The organism is Streptomyces sp. NBC_00457 (assembly GCF_036014015.1).
Taxonomy (GTDB): domain Bacteria; phylum Actinomycetota; class Actinomycetes; order Streptomycetales; family Streptomycetaceae; genus Streptomyces.
This window is the reverse complement of sequence record NZ_CP107905.1, coordinates 3454059-3474111: the sequence shown is the minus strand read 5'-3', so window position 1 is coordinate 3474111 and position 20053 is coordinate 3454059. Positions and strand designations below refer to the sequence as shown.

Genomic DNA, 20053 nt, shown 5'->3' with positions numbered 1-20053 from the left:
GCTGACCCGGTGCCGTACCCCCGGGTAGGGTGCGGACCCATGGGTGGCGAGAGCACGACGCGTACGGCCCCGCGCAGCGGTGGGGTGGACAGGAGCCCGGCGGGCGGCCGGATCGGACAGCGGTTGTCCGGAGCGGCCGTGGCGCTGGGCCTTGTGCTGTTCCTCGGCGGATTCGCGTGGGGCGCGGTCGTCTATCGGCCGTACACCGTGCCCACCAGCTCGATGTCGCCGACGATCGACATGGGCAGCCGGGTGCTCGCGGAGCGGGTCGACGGCGCCGACGTGCGCCGGGGTGACGTCGTCGTCTTCCGGGACAAGACCTGGGTGACCAACGCGCCCGTGGTCAAGCGGGTCGTCGCCGTCGGTGGGGACACCGTCGGCTGCTGCACCGACGGCAAGCTGACCGTCAACGGCAAGCAGATCGACGAACCGTATCTGCCGGGGGGCAGCGCGGCCGAGATCACGGACTTCCCGAACGTGACGGTCCCCGAGGGGCGGCTGTTCCTGCTCGGCGACGAACGCCAGGGCTCCCTGGACTCCACCGCCCACCTGACCGACGCCGCCAGCGGCACGGTGGCGCGCAGCGCCGTCAGCGCCCGGGTCGACGCGGTCGCCTGGCCCATGGACGGAATGCTGCAGAGCCCCAGCGGCTTCGAGACGCTCGGCGCCCTGTCCTCGCCCGGACCGCTGCGTACGATCGTCGCGCTGGTGATCGTCGGCGGGGTCCTCGTCCTCGGCGGTGGGGCGTACGGCCCGATCGCCAAGCGGTTCGGCTCCCGCGACCGGACGAACCCGGGGTCCGCCGGTGCCCGCTGAGGCGACGGACGCGGGCGTGGAATCGTACGAAGGCGGGCTGCGCAAGGTGGCCCGGGTCGTCCTCCTCGACCCGGAGGACCGCATTCTGCTGCTGCACGGCCATGAGCCGGACGATCGGGCGGACGACTGGTGGTTCACGCCCGGGGGCGGCCTGGAGGGCGATGAGACCCGTGAGCAGGCCGCTCTGAGGGAACTCGCGGAGGAGACCGGGATCACCGAGGTCGAGCTCGGTCCGGTGCTCTGGCGGCGGACGTGCTCGTTCCCGTTCGCGGGCCGGCGCTGGGACCAGGACGAGTGGTACTACCTGGCCTGTACGACCCAGACGGCCACGCGGGCCGCGGGCCTCACCGAGCTGGAGCGGCGCAGTGTCTCCGGAGCACGTTGGTGGACCTGTGAGGAACTGACCCGGGCGCATGAGACGGTGTATCCGACCAGACTCGCCGAGCTGCTGCGCAGGCTGCTCGACGAAGGTCCCCCGGCCAGGCCCGAGATCCTTGACACAGAAATCGTCTAGGGGCTCACGGGACTGGCGCACAATGGTGGGATCGCACGGCTGAAGGGGAACATGCCATGAGCGCCGAGGACCTCGAAAAGTACGAGACCGAGATGGAGCTGAAGCTCTACCGGGAGTACCGCGATGTCGTCGGTCTGTTCAAATACGTGATCGAGACCGAGCGCCGCTTCTATCTGACCAACGACTACGAGATGCAGGTGCACTCGGTCCAGGGTGAGGTGTTCTTCGAAGTGTCCATGGCGGACGCGTGGGTGTGGGACATGTACCGGCCGGCTCGGTTCGTGAAGCAGGTCCGGGTGCTCACGTTCAAGGACGTGAACATCGAGGAGCTGAACAAGAGCGATCTGGAACTGCCGAGTGGGTGAGCGTCCTCCGCAGGGGTGACGGAGTTTTCCACAACCGGTGAGTAGTTCACCAAGATCAACATGATCTGCTCGATTGCGTGACGGTTGGCGCCGGAGGTGGTGCCGACATGAACGCACGAGGTGGACTCGGCAGGTACGGCGAAGACCTGGCCGCACGGCGACTGGCCGCGGTCGGGATGACGGTCCTGGAGCGCAACTGGCGCTGTGGACGCACAGGTGAGATCGACATCGTGGCGAGGGACGGCGACGTCCTGGTGGTCTGCGAGGTGAAGACCCGCAGGGCCGGGCCCTTCGAGCATCCGATGGCGGCGATCACGCCCGCCAAGACCGATCGCCTGCGCCGTCTGGCGGAACGCTGGGTGCAGGAACACGGAGGAGCCCCGCCGGGAGGCGTCCGCATCGACCTCATCGGAGTCGTCCTGCCCCGCCGCGGCGCCGCCGTCGTCGAGCACGCGCGGGGGGTGGCCTGACATGGGGTTCGCTCGTACGTGCTCGGTGGCACTGGTCGGCGTCGAGGGCGTCGTCGTCGAGGTCCAGGCCGACCTGGAACCCGGGGTCGCCGCGTTCACGCTGGTGGGGTTGCCGGACAAGAGCCTGACGGAGAGTCGGGATCGGGTTCGGGCTGCGGTGGTGAATTCGGGAGCGGAGTGGCCCGCCAAGAAGCTGACGGTGGGGCTCAGCCCGGCGTCGGTGCCGAAGGCGGGCAGCGGCTTCGATCTGGCCGTCGCATGTGCCGTTCTCGGCGCCGCCGAACGGATCGATCCACGAGTGCTCGCCGACATCGTGATGATCGGGGAGCTGGGGCTGGACGGCAGGGTGCGCCCGGTGCGGGGCATCCTGCCCGCCGTACTGGCCGCGGCCGACGCGGGCTATGAGCAGGTGGTCGTGCCCGAGTGCGCCGCCGCCGAGGCCACCTTGGTGCCCGGCGTGTCCGTACTGGGTGTGCGCAGCCTGCGCCAGTTGATCGCCGTTCTCGCCGACGAGCCCGTGCCGGAGGAGGAACCGGAGGAACAAGGCCGCCCCGACCCACTCCTGGCCGGCCTGCGCGTACCCGGCACAGGTGCGGCCACGGGCATGCACAGCATGGGCACCGCGCAGCCCGATCACGGCCATGACCTCGCCGATGTCGTCGGCCAGATCTCGGCGCGTACGGCAGTGGAGGTCGCCGCGGCGGGCGGCCACCACCTGTTCCTCGAAGGGCCGCCCGGCGCGGGGAAGACCATGCTCGCGGAGCGGCTGCCCGCCATCCTGCCCCCGCTCAGCCGGCAGGAGTCGCTGGAGGTCACGGCGGTGCACTCGGTGGCGGGTCTGCTGCCGCCGGGCAAACCCCTGATCGACGTCGCCCCGTATTGCGCCCCGCACCACTCGGCGACGATGCAGGCGCTCGTCGGTGGCGGCGCCTCCATTGCCCGGCCCGGTGCGGTGTCGCTCTCCCACCGGGGCGTGCTCTTTTTGGACGAGACGCCCGAGTTCAGCAGTCAGGCCCTGGACGGCCTGCGGCAGCCGCTGGAAGCGGGGCACGTCGTGATCGCGCGCAGCGCCGGCGTCGTACGCTTCCCGGCGAAGTTCCAGATGGTGCTCGCGGCCAACCCCTGCCCCTGCGGGCGCTTCTCCGTGAAGGACGACTTCTGCGACTGCCCGCCGTCGTCGATCCGCCGCTACCAGGCCAGGCTGTCCGGCCCCCTCCTGGACCGGGTGGACCTCCGGGTCGAGGTGGACCGCGTCACGAGGGCACAGCTGACCGAGCGCGGCGCCCGGGGCGAATCCACTGCGACGGTCGCCGACCGGGTGCGCGGCGCCAGGGAGCGGGCGGCGGCCCGCCTGGCCGGCACTCCATGGCGCACCAACAGCGAAGTCCCCGGACGTGAGCTGCGCAGCCGATGGTTCGCCGCCCGCGGCGCCATGGACGAAGCGGAACGGAACCTCGAGCGGGGCGTACTCACCGCTCGCGGACTGGACCGTGTGCTGCGCGTCGCCTGGACCGTCGCCGACCTCCTCGGCCACGACCGGCCCGATGCGACGGACGTCGCCCTGGCCCTGCAACTGCGCACCGGGGTGCCCCGCGGCGTGCCCATGGCCATCGGGGCCATGACGTGAACGGTGGCGACGACCCGGCCGACGAACTGCTCGCCCGTGTCTTCCTCAGTCGCGTCATCGAGCCCGGCGACGAGGTCGGTGGGCGGTGGGTGCGGGAGTTGGGGGCCGTGGAGGTGGCGCGGGTGTTGCGGGAGGGTGGGCCGCAGCTTGCCGGGGTTACCGACAAGCGGTGGGCCGGGTTGCGGGCCAGGGCTCAGGCGGCCGAGCCTCGGCGGGATCTTGGCGTAGCCCGGGAGGCCGGGGTGCGGTTCGTGTCGCCGGGGGATGCCGAGTGGCCTGGGCAGTTGGATGATCTGGGCGATGTCCGGCCGCTGGGGCTGTGGGTGCGTGGGCGGCCCAGCCTGCGCATATGGGCGCTGAGGTCGGTCGCCGTGGTGGGCGCGCGGGCCTGCACGGAGTACGGCGCGCACATGGCCGTCACGCTCGCCGCCGGGCTGGCCGAGCGCGGATGGGTGGTCGTGTCCGGCGGGGCCTACGGAGTGGACGGCGCCGCACACCGCGGTGCCCTCGGCGCCGGCGGTGCCACCGTCGCCGTACTCGCCTGCGGAGTCGACCGGCCCTACCCGCGCGGCCACACCGAGTTGATCACCCGGATCGCCGAACAGGGGCTGGTGATCGGCGAGTTGCCGCCCGGTGATCATCCGACGCCGAGCAGATTCGTGCTGCGGAACAGAGTGATCGCCGCGCTCACCCGGGGCACCGTGGTCGTGGAGGCCGCCTATCGGAGTGGATCGCTGGTCACGGCACGGGCCGCGCAGCGGCTGGGGCGGTTCACGATGGGCGTACCCGGGCCGGCCACCAGCGGACTCTCGGCCGGGGTGCACGAACTTCTGCGCGCGGACGCCGTGCTGGTCACCGACGCCGCGGATGTCGTGGAGCTGGTCGGTGACATGGGCGAGCTGGCCCCGGACCGGCGAGGTCCCGTGCTGCCGCGGGACCTGCTGGAACCGGGCGCCCGCCGGGTGCTGGCCGCCCTGCCCGCCCGCCGTGCCGCGGCGGCGGACGAGATCGCGCGCGGCGCGCAGACGACGGAGGACGACACGATCGCGAGACTGTACGAACTCCGAGCACTTGGTTACGTCGAACGACACGGCGATGGCTGGAAGTTGACACGCCAGGCAATGATCTCCGTCCGTGACGGTCGGCACGACCGCTGACCGAGCGTGTTCGGCCGTCCGGGGGAACCCCGACGGCCTTGGGATTTCCCGCAGTTGGCACCCGCCGGTGATCACGTAGAGCGATCATCGTGACCCGGCGGTGCGTCCAGCGGAACGTATCTGCGCACGCCTTCCGGCTCGCCGTTCGCGCACTGCGACACTTCAGTCACGCTACGCTCACGAGGATCCAAGCGCAGACCGGCAACTCCACATCAGACCGACAGCTCACCCAGGCACCCCCACTTCACGGCAGAACGGCACAAGGCAACGAATGCCCCAGCACACTTCCGGGTCCGACCGGGCGGCGATCCCCCCAGCCGCCCGTGACGGTGGCAGCGTGCGGCCGCCCGCTCCCTCGACGCTCGACGAGTTGTGGCGGTCGTACAAGGCGACGGGGGACGAGCGGCTGCGCGAGCAGCTGATCCTGCACTACTCGCCGCTCGTGAAGTACGTCGCCGGCCGGGTGAGCGTGGGGCTGCCGCCCAACGTCGAGCAGGCGGACTTCGTCTCCTCCGGGGTGTTCGGGCTGATCGACGCGATCGAGAAGTTCGACATCGACCGGGAGATCAAGTTCGAGACGTACGCGATCACCCGGATCCGGGGCGCGATGATCGACGAGCTGCGGGCGCTGGACTGGATTCCGCGGTCGGTGCGGCAGAAGGCGCGCAACGTGGAGCGGGCGTACGCGACGCTGGAGGCGAAGCTCAGGCGGACACCGTCGGAGGGGGAGGTGGCCGCCGAGATGGGGATCGCGGTGGACGAACTCCACTCGGTCTTCAGCCAGTTGTCGCTGGCCAACGTGGTGGCGCTGGAGGAGCTGCTGCATGTGGGGGGTGAGGGAGGCGACCGGCTGAGCCTCATGGACACGCTGGAGGACACCGCCGCGGACAACCCCGTGGAGGTGGCCGAGGACCGGGAGCTGAGGCGGTTCCTGGCGCGGGCGATCAACACGTTGCCCGAGCGGGAGAAGACCGTGGTCACGCTGTACTACTACGAGGGCCTCACGCTCGCCGAGATCGGGAACGTGTTGGGGGTGACCGAGAGCCGGGTCAGCCAGATCCACACCAAGTCCGTGCTCCAGCTGCGGGCGAAGCTGGCGAGTTTCGGCCGCTGAGCGGGGGAGCGGGCGGGAGTGACTCCCCTCGCGGGCGGTGCGTCCGTACAGTGTTTGACGTGCCAAGGATTCGAGCGGCCTCTGTGGCCGAGCACCGGTCGATGCAGCGAGCCGCCCTGCTGGACGCGGCTCGGTCTTTGCTGTCCGAGGGTGGGACGGAGGCGCTGACCTTTCCGGCCCTCGCCGAGCGGACGGGGCTTGCGCGGTCGTCCGTGTACGAGTACTTCCGGTCGCGGGCCGCCGTGGTCGAGGAGCTGTGCGAGGTCGACTTTCCCGTGTGGGCGGCGGAGGTGTCGGCGGCCATGGAGCGGGCCGGTACGCCCGAGGGCAAGGTCGAGGCGTATGTGCGGCAGCAGCTGGCGCTGGTCGGGGACCGGCGGCACCGTGCCGTGGTCGCGATCTCCGCGAGTGAGCTGGATGCGGGGGCCCGGGAGAAGATCCGGGCCGCGCATGGGGGGCTGGTCGCGATGATCGTCGAGGCGTTGGGGGAGTTGGGGCACGCGGAGCCTCGGCTTGCTGCGATGTTGCTGCAGGGTGTGGTGGATGCGGCTGTGCGGCGGATTGAGCTGGGGGCCGCGGAGGAGCCTTCGGCGATTACGGATGCGGCCGTGGCTATGGCGTTGCGGGGTGTGTGCGGCTGAGTGGGGGTTGCTGTGGGGTGCGTCGCGCAGCCCGGCGCTGACTGGGTGCCGCCTGCGCCCACCCTCCCCCACTCTCGGCTTCGCTCGAGCGGGGGGACCCCCATCGCCCCAGGCGGCACGACTGCCCGCAGGCTGACGGCATCACTCCTCGCCTGCTGGGTGGGCGCCGCCCACGCGGCACGAATGCCCGCAGCTAGTGCACAGGTGGAGGTGCGTCCAGGACCGGTAGAAGCCTTGATGGGCCCCTGTGCAGGAGCCACGGCGGCAGTAGCTTCAGTGGGTTCAGGTACGTCTCGCCCCTGAGCAGGCCCCAGTGGATGCATCTCGTCGTGCAGTGTGAGCCGCCCGTCTCCACTGTCCCCACCACCTCGCCTGCCTCCACCTCGTCGCCCTTCTTCAGTGAAGGGGTCACCGGTTCGTAGGTCGTTCGCAGGGGTGGGGCGCCCGTTTCTGTCAGTTCCACCGAGATGACGCCCTTTCCGGCCACTCGGCCCGCGAAGGACACCCGGCCCGGTGCCACCGCTCGCACGGGTGTGCCGGGGGTGGCCGTGAGGTCGACGCCGCGGTGGCCGCGGCCGTATGTCGTCGCCGGAGGCTCCCAGCCTCGTACCACCGAAGGGCGTACCCCCACCGGCCAGGTGCGGGCGATGGCCGGGACCGGGTGGTCGGGAGCCGGAGGTGCCGCGGGCACGGCGGCCGGGGTTTCGGCCCATGCGACGGGCACGAGGGCCGCGAGGGTCAGGACGAGCAGGAGGCCCGCCCAGGTGACCGCAGATCGTTTCGCTTGCGCAGGTGACATGGGGGAACGGTCCCGCACAGCGGCCGATCATGGCCGGGACCTGTGGACTACTCCCGGGTTGTGGACAGCGGCGTCACCCGGTACCTCGCGGGTCCCGTACACTTCTTCTGGCGATCCGGGTCACCGGGTCGACTTCGCACGCCCCGACACAGCGACCGGAAACGGTCCCTGTGTCAGCGCTCCTCGGTCCTTCGTGGCACGGCGCATGTGGGCGTCAGGCGCGAGTGCTGATCCGGCACCCGCGGCACAACCGAGAAACTCAAGGAGAACGGCCATGGCCGTCGTCACGATGCGGGAGCTGCTGGAAAGCGGCGTCCACTTCGGTCACCAGACCCGTCGTTGGAACCCGAAGATGAAGCGATTCATCTTCACGGAGCGCAACGGCATCTACATCATCGACCTGCTCCAGTCGCTGTCGTACATCGACCGCGCCTACGAGTTCGTCAAGGAGACCGTCGCCCACGGCGGCACGGTCATGTTCGTCGGTACGAAGAAGCAGGCGCAGGAGGCCATCGCCGAGCAGGCCACCCGCGTCGGCATGCCCTACGTCAACCAGCGCTGGCTGGGCGGCATGCTCACCAACTTCTCGACCGTCTACAAGCGTCTGCAGCGCCTCAAGGAGCTCGAGCAGATCGACTTCGAGGACGTCGCGGCCTCGGGTCTGACCAAGAAGGAGCTTCTCGTGCTCTCGCGCGAGAAGGCCAAGCTGGAGAAGACCCTCGGTGGTATCCGCGAGATGCAGAAGGTGCCCAGCGCCGTCTGGATCGTGGACACCAAGAAGGAGCACATCGCGGTCGGCGAGGCCCGGAAGCTCAACATTCCGGTTGTCGCCATCCTCGACACCAACTGCGACCCCGACGAGGTCGACTACAAGATCCCGGGCAACGACGACGCGATCCGCTCCGTCACCCTGCTCACCCGTGTGATCGCCGACGCCGTCGCCGAGGGCCTCATCGCCCGTTCCGGCGTGGCGACGGAGGGCAAGGGCGAGAAGGCCGCGAGTGAGCCGCTCGCCGAGTGGGAGCGCGACCTGCTCGAGGGTGAGAAGAAGGCCGAGGAGGCCGCTCCGGCCGCCGAGGCCGCTGCTGAGGCGCCGGCTGCCGAGGCTCCCGCCGCCGAGGCCGAGGCGCCCGCTGCTGAGGCTCCCGCCGCCGAGACCGAGGCCCCTGCCGCTGAGGCTCCCGCCGCCGAGGTTGCCGAGGCTGCTCCGGCCGCCGAGGGCGAGCAGGCCTGACCCTCTGGGTCGTAGGGCCGTATGGCTGAAAGTGACGGCGGGTGGCGTCGACCACGCCACCCGCCGTTCACCCGCAGCCTCTAGATCTGCGGAGTCCGCAGATCTTCGTAGCCCGTAGATCTTCGGCGTACGCCGCTCAAGCCGCGGCCGCCGCCGACTTCGAGACTTCGAACTCCGAGAAGAGATTCACAGATCATGGCGAACTACACCGCCGCCGACGTCAAGAAGCTCCGTGAGCTCACCGGCGCCGGCATGATGGACTGCAAGAAGGCGCTGGACGAGGCCGATGGCAACGTCGAGAAGGCCGTCGAGGCGCTCCGTATCAAGGGCCAGAAGGGCGTCGCCAAGCGCGAGGGCCGCTCCGCCGAGAACGGCGCCGTGGTCTCCGTCATCGCCGACGACAACTCCTCCGGTGTCCTGGTCGAGCTGAAGTGCGAGACGGACTTCGTCGCCAAGGGTGAGAAGTTCCAGGCCGCCGCCAACGCCATCGCCGAGCACGTCGCCAAGACCGCTCCGGCCGACCTCGAGGCGCTGCTCGCCTCCGAGATCGAGCCCGGCAAGACCGTTCAGGCGTTCGTCGACGAGGCCAACGCCAACCTGGGCGAGAAGATCGTCCTGGACCGCTTCGCGCAGTTCGGCGACGGCTTCGTGACGGCGTACATGCACCGCACGATGCCCGACCTGCCGCCGCAGATCGGTGTCCTCGTCGAGCTCGACAAGCCGAACGCCGAGGTCGCCAAGGGCGTCGCCCAGCACATCGCCGCCTTCGCGCCGAAGTACCTCTCCAAGGAGGACGTCCCGGCCGAGGTCGTCGAGTCCGAGCGCCGTGTCGCCGAGGAGACCACCCGCGCCGAGGGCAAGCCCGAGGCCGCCCTGCCGAAGATCGTCGAGGGTCGCCTCAACGGCTTCTTCAAGGACGCCACGCTGCTGGGCCAGCCGTACGCGCTCGACAACAAGAAGTCCGTCCAGAAGATCCTGGACGAGGCCGGTGTCACCCTGAAGCGCTTCTCGCGCATCAAGGTCGGCATCTGAGTCCGTACCGCGATCGACGCGCGACCCCGATAGGGTCGACAGCAGTCGTCCGCGGACGACGTCGCGCACGCGTGCGTGGCGGACGACAGCAGATCTGACGAGGAGGCCATTGCCGCACATGGGAGCACCCACCCCATCGGCAATGGCCTTCTTCGTATGTGCGACACGTGAAGAGGCGAAATCTCCATGACCACCAAGCCCCAGAAGAGCGACGACGGCAAAGTACGCGGCCGGTTCATGCTGAAGCTGTCCGGAGAGGCGTTCTCCGGCGGCGGGGGCCTGGGCGTCGACCCTGACGTGGTGCACAAGATCGCCCGCGAGGTCGCGGCCGTCGTGCGCGACGGGGCGCAGATCGCGGTCGTCATCGGCGGCGGCAACTTCTTCCGTGGCGCCGAACTGCAGCAGCGCGGCATGGACCGGGCCCGCTCCGACTACATGGGCATGCTCGGCACGGTGATGAACTGCCTCGCCCTCCAGGACTTCCTGGAGAAGGAGGGCATCGACAGCCGGGTGCAGACCGCCATCACCATGGGGCAGGTCGCCGAGCCGTACATCCCGCTGCGGGCCGTACGGCACCTGGAGAAGGGCCGCGTGGTCATCTTCGGCGCCGGTATGGGCATGCCGTACTTCTCCACCGACACCACCGCAGCCCAGCGCGCCCTGGAGATCGACGCCGAGGCGCTGCTGATGGGCAAGAACGGCGTGGACGGGGTCTACGACTCCGACCCGAAGACCAACCCGGACGCCGTGCGCTTCGACTCCCTCGGCTACGGCGAGGTCATCACCCGCGACCTCAAGGTCGCCGACATGACCGCCATCACCCTGTGCCGCGACAACAAGCTGCCGATCCTCGTCTTCGAGCTTCTGGCCGAGGGCAATATCGCGCGCGCCGTCAAGGGTGAGAAGATCGGCACGCTTGTGGGTGACCAAGACAGCCAGGGCTGATGACCCTGACCGGGGGATGGACAATGTTCTGCCGGTCGGGAAACGTGCAGAAGGAAGACGCGACGCAGCCGGCCGCCGCCCCCCGCAAGGAACCGCAGCCGGGCCTACTCAAGACACGCAGGAGCAAGTGGTGATCGAAGAGACCCTCCTCGAGGCCGAGGAGAAGATGGAGAAGGCCGTCGTGGTCGCCAAGGAGGACTTCGCCGCGATCCGCACCGGCCGTGCGCACCCGGCGATGTTCAACAAGATCGTGGCCGACTACTACGGGGCGCCGACGCCGATCAACCAGCTGGCTTCGTTCTCCGTGCCGGAGCCGCGTATGGCGGTGGTGACCCCGTTCGACAAGAGCGCGCTGCGCAACATCGAGCAGGCGATCCGCGACTCCGATCTGGGCGTCAACCCGAGCAACGACGGCAACATCATCCGAGTGGTGTTCCCCGAGCTCACCGAGGAGCGCCGCCGCGACTACATCAAGGTCGCCAAGTCCAAGGCCGAGGACGCGCGGGTGTCCATCCGCTCCGTCCGCCGCAAGGCCAAGGACGCCGTCGACAAGGCGATCAAGGACGGCGACATCGGCGAGGACGAGGGCCGCCGTGCGGAGAAGGAGCTCGACGACACCACCCACAAGTACGTCGCACAGGTGGACGAGCTTCTCAAGCACAAGGAAGCGGAGCTGCTCGAGGTCTGATGAACGACTCTTCCTGGGGGGCGCCACCACAAGCCGGGTACTGGGTGCCGTCCGACCGCGGGCCTGTCCCGGGGGCTGCCCCGGCGGGTCCCGCGTACGATGCGCACAACGCGCAGCAGACTCGCCCCATGCCCATCGTGCCCGAGGTACCCGCGTATGGCGGAGACCAGGATGACGACCGGGGGGCCGCTCGGCTGGGCGGCCCCTTGTTCCGCGACGACACGCCGCAGACGTCGTCCTATGGGACGCCCGACGGGACGTCCTACCGGGCGGCGCAGCAGAATCCGGAGCCCATGCCCGACGCCCCGCAGCCGGCGCCCGCACCGCAGAAGAAGAGCGCGGGCAGGGACCTGGGTGCGGCCATAGGGGTCGGGGTCGGGCTCGGTGCGGTGATCATCGCGTCGCTGTTCGTCGTCAAGGCCGTGTTCGTCGGTGTGATTGCGGTCGCCGTCGTGGTGGGCCTCTGGGAGCTGACGTCCCGGCTGCAGGAGCGCAAGGCCATCAAGGCGCCCCTCGTGCCGCTCGCGGTCGGCGGTGCGGCGATGGTCGTCGCCGGGTACGTCCGCGGTGCCGAGGGCGCGTGGGTGGCGATGGCGCTCACCGCGCTGGCGGTGCTGGTCTGGAGGATGACGGAACCGCCCGAGGGCTACCTCAAGGACGTCACGGCGGGCGTCTTCGCGGCCTTCTACATCCCGTTCCTCGCCACGTTCGTGGCCATGATGCTCACCGCGGACGACGGTGCGCGGCGGGTGCTGACGTTCCTGCTGCTGGCCGTCGTCAGCGACACGGGCGCGTACGCCGTCGGCTGGCGCTTCGGCAGGCACAAGCTCGCCCCGCGCATCAGCCCCGGCAAGACCCGCGAGGGCCTGCTCGGCGCGGTCGCCTTCGCCATGGCGGCGGGCGCGCTGTGCATGGAGTTCCTGATCGACGACGGCACCTGGTGGCAGGGCCTGCTGCTGGGCCTCGCCGTCGCGGCCAGCGCCACGCTCGGCGACCTCGGCGAGTCCATGATCAAGCGGGACCTTGGCATCAAGGACATGGGCACGCTGCTGCCCGGCCATGGCGGCATCATGGACCGGCTGGATTCGCTGCTGCCGACGGCTCCGGTGGTGTGGCTGCTGATGGTGCTGTTCGTCGGGTCTGCCTGACGGCATCAGGAGTTTCGCCGAGCCCTCGCCCCAGCACTGGGGCGAGGGCTCTTGGCCTTCTTGTTCTTGCCCTCGGCCTTCTCCTTGGCGAGCTGGTCCGCGTGGTGGGACGATTCGGTTGTAAGCCCTCGAAGAGGGTCACTCCGGAACCCTCGAAGGGGCCGCCCTGGAAGGGGGCACCATGTCAGGCTTCCGAGAAACGATCGTCGTCGACCGCAGTCCCGAGGATGTCTACGCGTATCTCAGCGACGCCTCCCACCTGCCGGAATGGCAGGAGAGTGCGGTCGCGGCGGAGCAGCTTGAGGAGGGCCCGTTGGGGGTCGGTTCCCACATGAGGGTCATCCGGCACATCGGCCGCCGCGACATTCCGATGACCATGGAGGTCACCGAGTACGAGCCGCCGCGCATCTGGGGCCTGCAGGGCATCGACGGGCCCGTCAGGGGCCATGTCCACGGCGAGATCGACCCGCTCGACGAGGGCCGCCGCTCCCGCGTGACCTTGGAGGTCGACTTCGAAGGGCACGGCATCGGCAGGCTCCTCGTGCCCCTGGTCGTCCGCCCCCAGGTCCGCAAGGAGCTCCCGCGCAACGAGCAGCACCTCAAGGATCGGCTGGAAAACCCCACCCCATAGCCCGTTCGGGGGCGCGTAAACGATCTGCGACACTTGAGAAATCATGCCCAAGCCCGGAGAACTCACTTTCGTCGCCCCCCGCGGAGTCCAGAAGCCGCCGCGGCATCTTGCCGATCTGTCGCCTGCCGAGCGCAAGGAGGCTGTTGCCGCGATCGGGGAGAAGCCGTTTCGCGCCAAGCAGCTCTCGCAGCACTACTTCGCGCGGTACGCGCACGACCCGGCGCAGTGGACCGACATCCCGGCCGCGGCGCGCGGCAAGCTGCAGGAGGCGCTGCTTCCGGAGCTGATGACGGTCGTACGGCATCTGTCGACGGACCAGGACACCACGCGCAAGACGCTGTGGCGGCTGTTCGACGGGACGCTGGTCGAGTCGGTGCTCATGCGGTATCCGGACCGGGTGACGATGTGCATCAGCTCGCAGGCGGGCTGCGGCATGAACTGTCCGTTCTGCGCCACGGGGCAGGCGGGCCTCGACCGGAATCTGTCCACCGCCGAGATCGTGCACCAGATCGTGGACGGGATGCGGGCGCTCAGGGACGGCGAGATTCCGGGAGGGCCCTCGCGGCTGTCCAACATCGTCTTCATGGGCATGGGCGAGCCGCTCGCCAACTACAAGCGGGTTGTGGGTGCCATCCGCGCGCTCACCGACCCCGAACCCGACGGGCTCGGGCTCTCGCAGCGCGGTATCACCGTCTCCACCGTCGGTCTCGTCCCGGCCATTCACCGGTTCGCCGACGAGGGCTTCAAGTGCCGGCTCGCGATCTCGCTGCACGCGCCGGACGACGAGCTGCGCGACACCCTCGTACCGGTCAACACCCGGTGGAAGGTGCGCGAGGTGCTCGAGGCCGGATGGGAGTACGCGGCCCGGTCCGGGCGCCGGCTGTCCATCGAGTACGCGCTGATCCGGGACATCAACGACCAGGCCTGGCGCGGTGACCGGCTCGGACGGCTGCTCAAGAGCAAGCCCGTGCATGTGAATCTGATCCCGCTGAACCCGACGCCGGGGTCGAAGTGGACGGCCTCGCGTCCGGAGGACGAGAAGGCGTTCGTCGAGGCGATCGCCGCGCATGGTGTGCCGGTGACGGTTCGGGACACCCGTGGTCAGGAGATCGACGGGGCGTGTGGTCAGCTCGCGGCCACCGAGAGGTAGTCTGACCGACGTCGGTACATCGACGTAGGTACAACTTCATATCCGATTCATTTTCCGACAGGGGAGCGCCACAGCGCTGAGAGTGCGGCAGCCATAGTTCCGGCGGGCCGCAGACCCTCTGAACCTCGCCCAGGTCATTCTGGGTAGGAAGTTCGGTCTTCACTCATGAGAACCACGAACAAGTACATAGCCCTGGCCGTCGGGCTGGGCCTCGTCACGCTGTCCGCGTGCGGATCGTCGTCCGGCTCCGCCGGCGGCGACTCCAAGAGCGTCACGCTCGTCAGCCACGACTCCTGGGCCGTCTCCAAGAGCGTCATCGCCGAGTTTGAGAAGAAGTCCGGATACCAGGTCAAGGTCCTGGAGGACGGCGACGCCGGGCAGGCCGTCAACAAGGCGATCCTGACCAAGGACAACCCACAGGGCGACGTCTTCTTCGGCGTCGACAACACCCTGCTCTCGCGGGCCCTCGACAACGGCCTCTTCCAGCCGTACGAGCCGAAGGGCGCCGACCAGATCAAGCCCGAGTACCGGGTCGACGAGGACAAGCACCGCGTCACGCCGATCGACACCGGCGACATCTGCGTCAACTACGACAAGGCGTATTTCAGCAAGCACAAGCTGACCCCGCCCACCTCCTTCGACGACCTGATCAAGCCGGCGTACAAGAACCTCCTCGTCACCGAGAACGCGTCCACCTCCTCACCGGGACTGGGCTTCCTCCTGGGCACCGCCGCCCGATACGGCGACAACGGCTGGCAGGACTACTGGGAGAAGCTGAAGGCCAACGGCGTCAAGGTCGTCGACGGCTGGGAGCAGGCCTACAACGAGGAGTTCTCCGGTTCCGCCGGCGGCAAGAAGGCCAAGGCCGACCGGCCGCTCGTCGTCTCGTACGCCTCATCGCCGCCCGCCGAGGTCATCTACGCCGACCCGAAGCCGGCCACCGCGCCGACCGGCGTCGCGACCGGCACCTGCTTCCGGCAGGTCGAGTACGCGGGGCTGCTGAGCAACGCGGGGAACACCGAGGGCGGCAAGGCACTCCTCGACTTCATGCTCACCAAGACGTTCCAGGACGACATGCCGCTGAACATGTTCGTCTACCCGGTGCGTGAAGGCGCCCAGGTGCCCGAGGAGTTCACCAAGTACGGTCCGCAGGCCGAGGACCCCGAGACGATGGACCCGGCGAAGATCGCCGACAACCGTGACGACTGGGTCAAGTCATGGACCTCGCTCGTACTGAAGTAGCTGAAGGGGCCGAAGGGGCCGAAGTAGCCTCCGTCCGCCGGAAGTACGCGACGCGGCTCGGGCTCATGGCCGTGCCCGTCGCGTTCTTCGCGGTCTTCTTCGCCTACCCCGTCGCCGCAATCCTCGCGCGCGGGCTCCATGTCGACGGAGCCTGGCAACTCGCCCGGATCTGGGACGTGGTGGCGCAGTCGGACATCCGTCATGTCCTGTGGTTCACCACCTGGCAGGCCCTCGCCTCCACCGCACTCACCCTGCTCGTGGCGCTGCCCGGCGCCTATGTCTTCGCCCGTTTCGACTTCCCGGGCAAGCACGTGCTGCGGGCGATCGTCACGGTCCCCTTCGTGCTGCCGACGGTCGTCGTCGGTACGGCGTTCCTCGCGCTGGTGGGCCGTGGCGGGCTGCTGGACGAGCTGTGGGGCGTACGGCTGGACACGACCGTATGGGCGATCCTGCTGGCGCATGTCTTCTTCAACTACGCGGTGGTTGTACGGACGGTCGGCGGGCTGTGGGGGCAACTCGACCCGCGGCAGGAAGAGGCCGCGCGGATGCTCGGGGCGTCGCCGCTCAAGGCCTGGCGTCAGGTCACCCTCCCGGCACTGGGGCCGGCCGTGGCCGCCGCCGTGCTGATGGTGTTCCTGTTCACCTTCACCTCCTTCGGTGTGGTGCAGATCCTCGGTGGACCGGGCTTCTCGACGCTGGAGGTCGAGATCTACCGGCAGACCTCGGAGATCTTCGATCTGTCCACGGCCGCGGTGCTGACGATCATTCAGTTCCTGGCGGTCGGTGCGATCCTCGCGCTGCACGCCTGGACCGTACGGTGGCGGGAGAGCGCCCTGCGGCTGGTGGACGAGTCCGTGACGGCCCGGCGACCGCGCGGGGCGGGCCAGTGGGGGCTGCTGGCGGGCGTCCTCGCCTCCGTCGTCGTACTCTTGCTGCTGCCGTTGGCCGTGCTGGTGCAACGGTCGCTCGACGCACCGGACTTCGGGTACTACCGAGCGCTGATGTCAGCTGACGGCGGTGTCTTCCTGGTGGCGCCGATCGAGGCGATCGGCAATTCGCTGCGGTACGCCGTCGTCGCCACCGTCATCGCCGTGGTGATCGGCGGCCTCGCCGCCGCCGCGCTCACCCGGCGGGACGCGGGCCGGTTCGTGCGCGGGTTCGACGCGCTGCTGATGCTGCCGCTCGGGGTGTCGGCGGTGACGGTCGGCTTCGGGTTCCTGATCGCGCTGGACGAGCCGCCGCTCGATCTGCGGGCCTCCTGGATCCTGGTGCCGCTCGCGCAGGCGCTGGTCGGTGTCCCGTTCGTCGTACGGACCATGCTGCCGGTGCTGCGGGCGGTGGACGCGCGGCTCAGGGAGGCGGCGGCCGTGCTCGGGGCGTCGCCGTGGCGGGTGTGGCGTGAGGTCGATCTGCCGATGGTGCGGCGGGCGTCGCTGATCGCGGCCGGGTTCGCGTTCGCGGTGTCGCTGGGAGAGTTCGGGGCGACCGTGTTCATCGCGCGGCCCGACAACCCGACGCTGCCGGTCGCGGTGGCCAAGCTGCTCGGGCGGGCCGGGGAACTCAACTACGGCCAGGCGATGGCCCTTTCGACGATTCTGATGGTGGTGTGCGCGGTGGCGTTGCTGGTGCTGGAGCGGCTGCGGACCGATCGGACGGGGGAGTTCTGATGCTGCTGGCCATTGACGACGCGACCGTGCGGTTCGGCGGGCGGGCCGTGCTCGACGCCGTCGGCCTGGATGCTGCCGAGCACGAGATCGTGTGCGTGCTCGGGCCCAGCGGCAGTGGCAAGTCGACGCTGCTGCGGGCGGTGGCGGGGCTGCAACCCCTCGACTCCGGGCGGGTGTTGCTCGACGGGCGCGATCAGGTGGGGGTGCCCGCGCATCGGCGTGGGGTCGGGCTGATGTTCCAGGACCATCAGCTGTTCCCGCAGCGGGACGTGGGCGGCAATGTGGCCTTCGGGCTGCGGATGCATGGGGCGTCGAAGGGGCAACAGGCCGAGCGGGTACGGGAGTTGCTGGACCTCGTCGGTCTGCCGGGGGCCGCGCGTCGCGCCGTGGCGTCCCTCTCCGGCGGTGAGCAGCAGCGGGTGGCGCTGGCCCGTGCGCTCGCGCCGCAGCCGCGGCTGTTGATGCTGGACGAGCCGCTGGGGCAGCTCGACCGTTCGCTGCGGGAGCGGCTGGTCGTCGAACTCCGGGAACTCTTCGGCCGGTTGGGCACGACCGTGCTCGCCGTCACCCACGACCAGGGTGAGGCCTTCGCGCTCGCCGACCGGGTGGTGGTGATGCGGGACGGGCGGATCGCCCAGACCGGGACGCCGCTGGAGGTCTGGCAGCGGCCGGTGGACGAGTTCGTGGCGCGCTTCCTCGGCTTCGACAACGTGGTCCAGGGGACGGTCAGCGGGGCGGTCGCGGACACGCCGTGGGGGAAGGTGCCGGTCGGTGAGAGCGCGGCGCAGGGGTCACGGACGCTCCTCGTGCGGCCCGCCGGCGTACGGCTCGTCTCCGCCGACGCGGGTCTGCGCTGCACGGTGACCGCCCGTACCTTCAAGGGCACCCATGTCGCCGTCCACCTCCAGGCGGCGGATGCGCCGCGGCTCGAGGCGGGATGCGCGTTGCGGGAGGCGCCGGAGGTGGGGGACTCGGTCGGGGTGGAGTTCGACGCTGCGGAAGTCGTCGTGCTGGCGTGACCCGGGGTTTGCCGGTGACCGGCGTTGGTGCCGGCCGGGGGTGGGTCGCGCAGCCCGGCGCTGACGGGGCGCCGCCTGCGCCCACCCGTGCCGCCCCAGGCGGCACGCATGCCCGCAGCTTGGCGGGGGACGTCTAGGGTCGGCGACATGACGCTGCTCGCACATGACCGCTACTGCGACGAGATTGCCCAACAGGTGGGCAGGTTGAGGGCGGTGGTGATGTCCGGGGCCGACCTGTCCGCCACCGTGCCGACCTGTCCGGATTGGTCGCTGGAACATCTCGTACGGCATACGGGCGGTGCCCTGCGCTGGGTCGAGCTGCTGGTGCGGACCCGTGCGCAGGAGGAGATCCCCGAGGAGGAGGTGCCGCTGGTCCATGGCCCCGAGGCCAAGGGCGACCCCGACGCGCTGGACGCCTGGCTCGCCGAGACCGGCGAGATGGTCGTCGCCGCGCTGCGCGAGGCCGGCCCCGACGCGAAGGTCTGGGCGTGGGCCGGGATCCACACCTCCGGCTTCTGGGCGCGGCGGATGACCCACGAACTCACCGTCCACCGCGCCGACGCCACCCTCGCCGCCGGACTGCCCTACGAGGTCGCGCCGGATGTGGCGGCCGACGCGATCGATGAGTGGCTGCAGATCGTCGAGTTCGTGCAGCGGACGATGCCGCACGACGCGGCGGTGGAGCTGCGCGGGCCCGGTCGCAGCATCCACCTGCACGCGACCGACGTGACTCCCGAGGTGAACGCCGAGTGGGTCATCGAGCTGGGCGAGGACGGCATCTCCTGGCGGCGTGGGCATGAGAAGGCGACGGTTGCCCTGCGCGGCCCGCTCACCGCCGTACTGCTCGGCTTCTACCGCCGACTGCCGCTGGACAGCCCGGAGTTGGAGGTCCTCGGTGAGCGGGAGCTGCTGGAGTTCTGGCTGGAGCGGGCGACGTTCGGGTGAGGCGAGGGCGAGGGTGACATGGGTGTGGCCCGCCCCGGGTGCGGGACGGGCCACAGAGAACGGTCGTGCCTGGGGTGTCAGCGGCCGCTGTTCGCCCCGCGGCGGCGGAAGCCGAGGTAGACGGCGCCGCCGCCCACGGCGACCAGGGCTGCCGCGATGCCGGCGATGATGCCGGTGTTGGAGTTGGCGCCGGTCTCGGCGAGGTTGGAGTCACCGGCCGCCGGGGACGGGGCGCTGCTCGGGGCGTCCGCGGGCGGGGTGCTGTCGCTCTCCGAGGCCGACGGGGTCGGGGTGGGCGTGTCGGACTCGGCCGGGGTGGAGGGGGTCTCCGACGGCGTCGGCGTGGCCGGCGGGGTCGGGTTCTCCTCCTTCTTGCAGGCCGTGGCCGGGGTGACGAGGTTGGGCTTGATGTCCTCGTTCACGTAGGGCGCGGCGTCGACGTGGATGCGGTACTCCGCGTTCGGCTTCCAGTTCTCGGTGAAGGTGATGGTCACACCCTCGCGCGAACCCTTGACCACCTGCTCGCCGACCTTCTTCAGGTCGGCGCCGTTGTTCTGCAGGTACACGGTGACGGTCGCCGGAACACCGGCGGGGTCCACGTCGGTGACGGTGATGACACCCTTGTCACCGTCGCACTTGGCAGCGGCCGAGAACTCGTTGATGTTGCAGGCGAGGGCGTTGCCCGCGGAACCGAGCGCAAGCGCGGCCGAGGCGGAGGCGACACCGAGGATGCGCACCGAGCGTGCGACGGTACGGCGGGATAGGGACAGGACTGCCACGTTTGTCCTTCATGTGATGCGCAAATGCGGGGGGCTGAAGGGGTGTTGATGGGACACCAACATTCCCAGG

At 69.8% G+C, this 20053-nt stretch carries 21 protein-coding genes; 19 read left to right on the top strand and 2 right to left on the bottom strand.

The features are described from left to right. The first annotated feature begins 39 nt into the window (after positions 1-39). The 8 genes from lepB to OG828_RS15555 all read left to right on the top strand — a co-directional run bounded on the left by lepB (position 40) and on the right by OG828_RS15555 (position 6704). On the top strand, positions 40-816 hold the full coding sequence (lepB, locus tag OG828_RS15590; RefSeq protein ID WP_328501487.1) for a signal peptidase I: 777 nt from the start codon (positions 40-42) through the stop codon (positions 814-816). Further along, complete coding sequence (locus OG828_RS15585; RefSeq protein WP_328501486.1) at positions 806-1330, top strand: NUDIX hydrolase; 525 nt, start codon at positions 806-808, stop codon at positions 1328-1330. The genes lepB and OG828_RS15585 overlap by 11 nt, the downstream gene beginning before the upstream one ends. A gap of 56 nt (positions 1331-1386) precedes the next feature. Next, positions 1387-1695 carry a DUF2469 domain-containing protein gene (locus tag OG828_RS15580; protein WP_003993268.1) on the top strand — a complete coding sequence of 103 codons (309 nt, stop codon included), beginning with the start codon at positions 1387-1389 and terminating at the stop codon, positions 1693-1695. Positions 1696-1772: 77 nt separating this feature from the next. After that, positions 1773-2165 carry a YraN family protein gene (locus OG828_RS15575; protein WP_210577482.1) on the top strand — a complete coding sequence of 131 codons (393 nt, stop codon included), beginning with the start codon at positions 1773-1775 and terminating at the stop codon, positions 2163-2165. A 1-nt stretch (position 2166) separates the two neighbouring features. Continuing rightward, positions 2167-3792 (top strand): YifB family Mg chelatase-like AAA ATPase, encoded by a 1626-nt coding sequence (locus OG828_RS15570; protein WP_328501485.1) that lies wholly within the window; start codon positions 2167-2169, stop codon positions 3790-3792. Next, the gene (gene dprA / locus OG828_RS15565) at positions 3789-4949 is read left to right on the top strand and encodes a DNA-processing protein DprA (protein ID WP_328501484.1); all 1161 of its coding nucleotides are present in this window, start codon (positions 3789-3791) and stop codon (positions 4947-4949) included. The genes OG828_RS15570 and dprA overlap by 4 nt, the downstream gene beginning before the upstream one ends. 271 nt (positions 4950-5220) lie before the next feature. Further along, on the top strand, positions 5221-6063 hold the full coding sequence (gene whiG / locus OG828_RS15560; protein WP_210577488.1) for an RNA polymerase sigma factor WhiG: 843 nt from the start codon (positions 5221-5223) through the stop codon (positions 6061-6063). Between the two features lie 83 nt (positions 6064-6146). Further along, on the top strand, positions 6147-6704 hold the full coding sequence (locus OG828_RS15555) for a TetR/AcrR family transcriptional regulator (RefSeq protein WP_328371864.1): 558 nt from the start codon (positions 6147-6149) through the stop codon (positions 6702-6704). A gap of 193 nt (positions 6705-6897) precedes the next feature. On the opposite strand, the gene OG828_RS15550 is transcribed toward OG828_RS15555, so the two are convergent. Then, positions 6898-7503, bottom strand: a complete 606-nt coding sequence (locus OG828_RS15550) for a M23 family metallopeptidase (RefSeq protein WP_328438371.1) — start codon at positions 7501-7503, stop codon at positions 6898-6900. A gap of 274 nt (positions 7504-7777) precedes the next feature. Between OG828_RS15550 and rpsB the strand changes: the two genes are divergently transcribed. From rpsB to OG828_RS15495, 11 genes are all read left to right on the top strand, one after another. Next, positions 7778-8737 carry a 30S ribosomal protein S2 gene (rpsB, locus tag OG828_RS15545; RefSeq protein ID WP_210577493.1) on the top strand — a complete coding sequence of 320 codons (960 nt, stop codon included), beginning with the start codon at positions 7778-7780 and terminating at the stop codon, positions 8735-8737. Positions 8738-8932: 195 nt separating this feature from the next. Continuing rightward, positions 8933-9769 carry a translation elongation factor Ts gene (gene tsf, locus OG828_RS15540; RefSeq protein WP_328355965.1) on the top strand — a complete coding sequence of 279 codons (837 nt, stop codon included), beginning with the start codon at positions 8933-8935 and terminating at the stop codon, positions 9767-9769. A gap of 186 nt (positions 9770-9955) precedes the next feature. Then, the gene (gene pyrH / locus OG828_RS15535) at positions 9956-10714 is read left to right on the top strand and encodes a UMP kinase (RefSeq protein WP_210577497.1); all 759 of its coding nucleotides are present in this window, start codon (positions 9956-9958) and stop codon (positions 10712-10714) included. A gap of 130 nt (positions 10715-10844) precedes the next feature. Continuing rightward, complete coding sequence (frr, locus tag OG828_RS15530; protein ID WP_210577498.1) at positions 10845-11402, top strand: ribosome recycling factor; 558 nt, start codon at positions 10845-10847, stop codon at positions 11400-11402. Then, positions 11402-12550: a phosphatidate cytidylyltransferase gene (locus tag OG828_RS15525; protein ID WP_328355953.1), complete on the top strand. Its 1149-nt coding sequence runs from the start codon at positions 11402-11404 to the stop codon at positions 12548-12550. Before frr ends, OG828_RS15525 begins: the two co-directional genes overlap by 1 nt. Before the next feature lie 181 nt (positions 12551-12731). Continuing rightward, positions 12732-13181 carry an SRPBCC family protein gene (locus tag OG828_RS15520; RefSeq protein ID WP_328501483.1) on the top strand — a complete coding sequence of 150 codons (450 nt, stop codon included), beginning with the start codon at positions 12732-12734 and terminating at the stop codon, positions 13179-13181. 43 nt (positions 13182-13224) lie between these two features. After that, positions 13225-14331, top strand: a complete 1107-nt coding sequence (rlmN, locus tag OG828_RS15515; protein WP_328501482.1) for a 23S rRNA (adenine(2503)-C(2))-methyltransferase RlmN — start codon at positions 13225-13227, stop codon at positions 14329-14331. A 165-nt stretch (positions 14332-14496) separates the two neighbouring features. Continuing rightward, the gene (locus OG828_RS15510) at positions 14497-15573 is read left to right on the top strand and encodes a thiamine ABC transporter substrate-binding protein (RefSeq protein ID WP_328501481.1); all 1077 of its coding nucleotides are present in this window, start codon (positions 14497-14499) and stop codon (positions 15571-15573) included. Between the two features lie 65 nt (positions 15574-15638). After that, entirely contained in the window at positions 15639-17240 is a 1602-nt protein-coding gene (locus OG828_RS15505) for an ABC transporter permease (protein ID WP_328501480.1), read from the top strand. Further along, on the top strand, positions 17240-18259 hold the full coding sequence (locus OG828_RS15500; protein ID WP_328501479.1) for an ABC transporter ATP-binding protein: 1020 nt from the start codon (positions 17240-17242) through the stop codon (positions 18257-18259). Before OG828_RS15505 ends, OG828_RS15500 begins: the two co-directional genes overlap by 1 nt. Before the next feature lie 147 nt (positions 18260-18406). Continuing rightward, positions 18407-19204, top strand: a complete 798-nt coding sequence (locus tag OG828_RS15495) for a maleylpyruvate isomerase family mycothiol-dependent enzyme (RefSeq protein WP_328355935.1) — start codon at positions 18407-18409, stop codon at positions 19202-19204. Positions 19205-19281: 77 nt separating this feature from the next. Here OG828_RS15495 and OG828_RS15490 read toward each other — a convergent pair whose 3' ends face one another. Then, complete coding sequence (locus OG828_RS15490) at positions 19282-19983, bottom strand: LAETG motif-containing sortase-dependent surface protein (RefSeq protein ID WP_328501478.1); 702 nt, start codon at positions 19981-19983, stop codon at positions 19282-19284. Between the last annotated feature and the right edge of the window lie 70 nt (positions 19984-20053).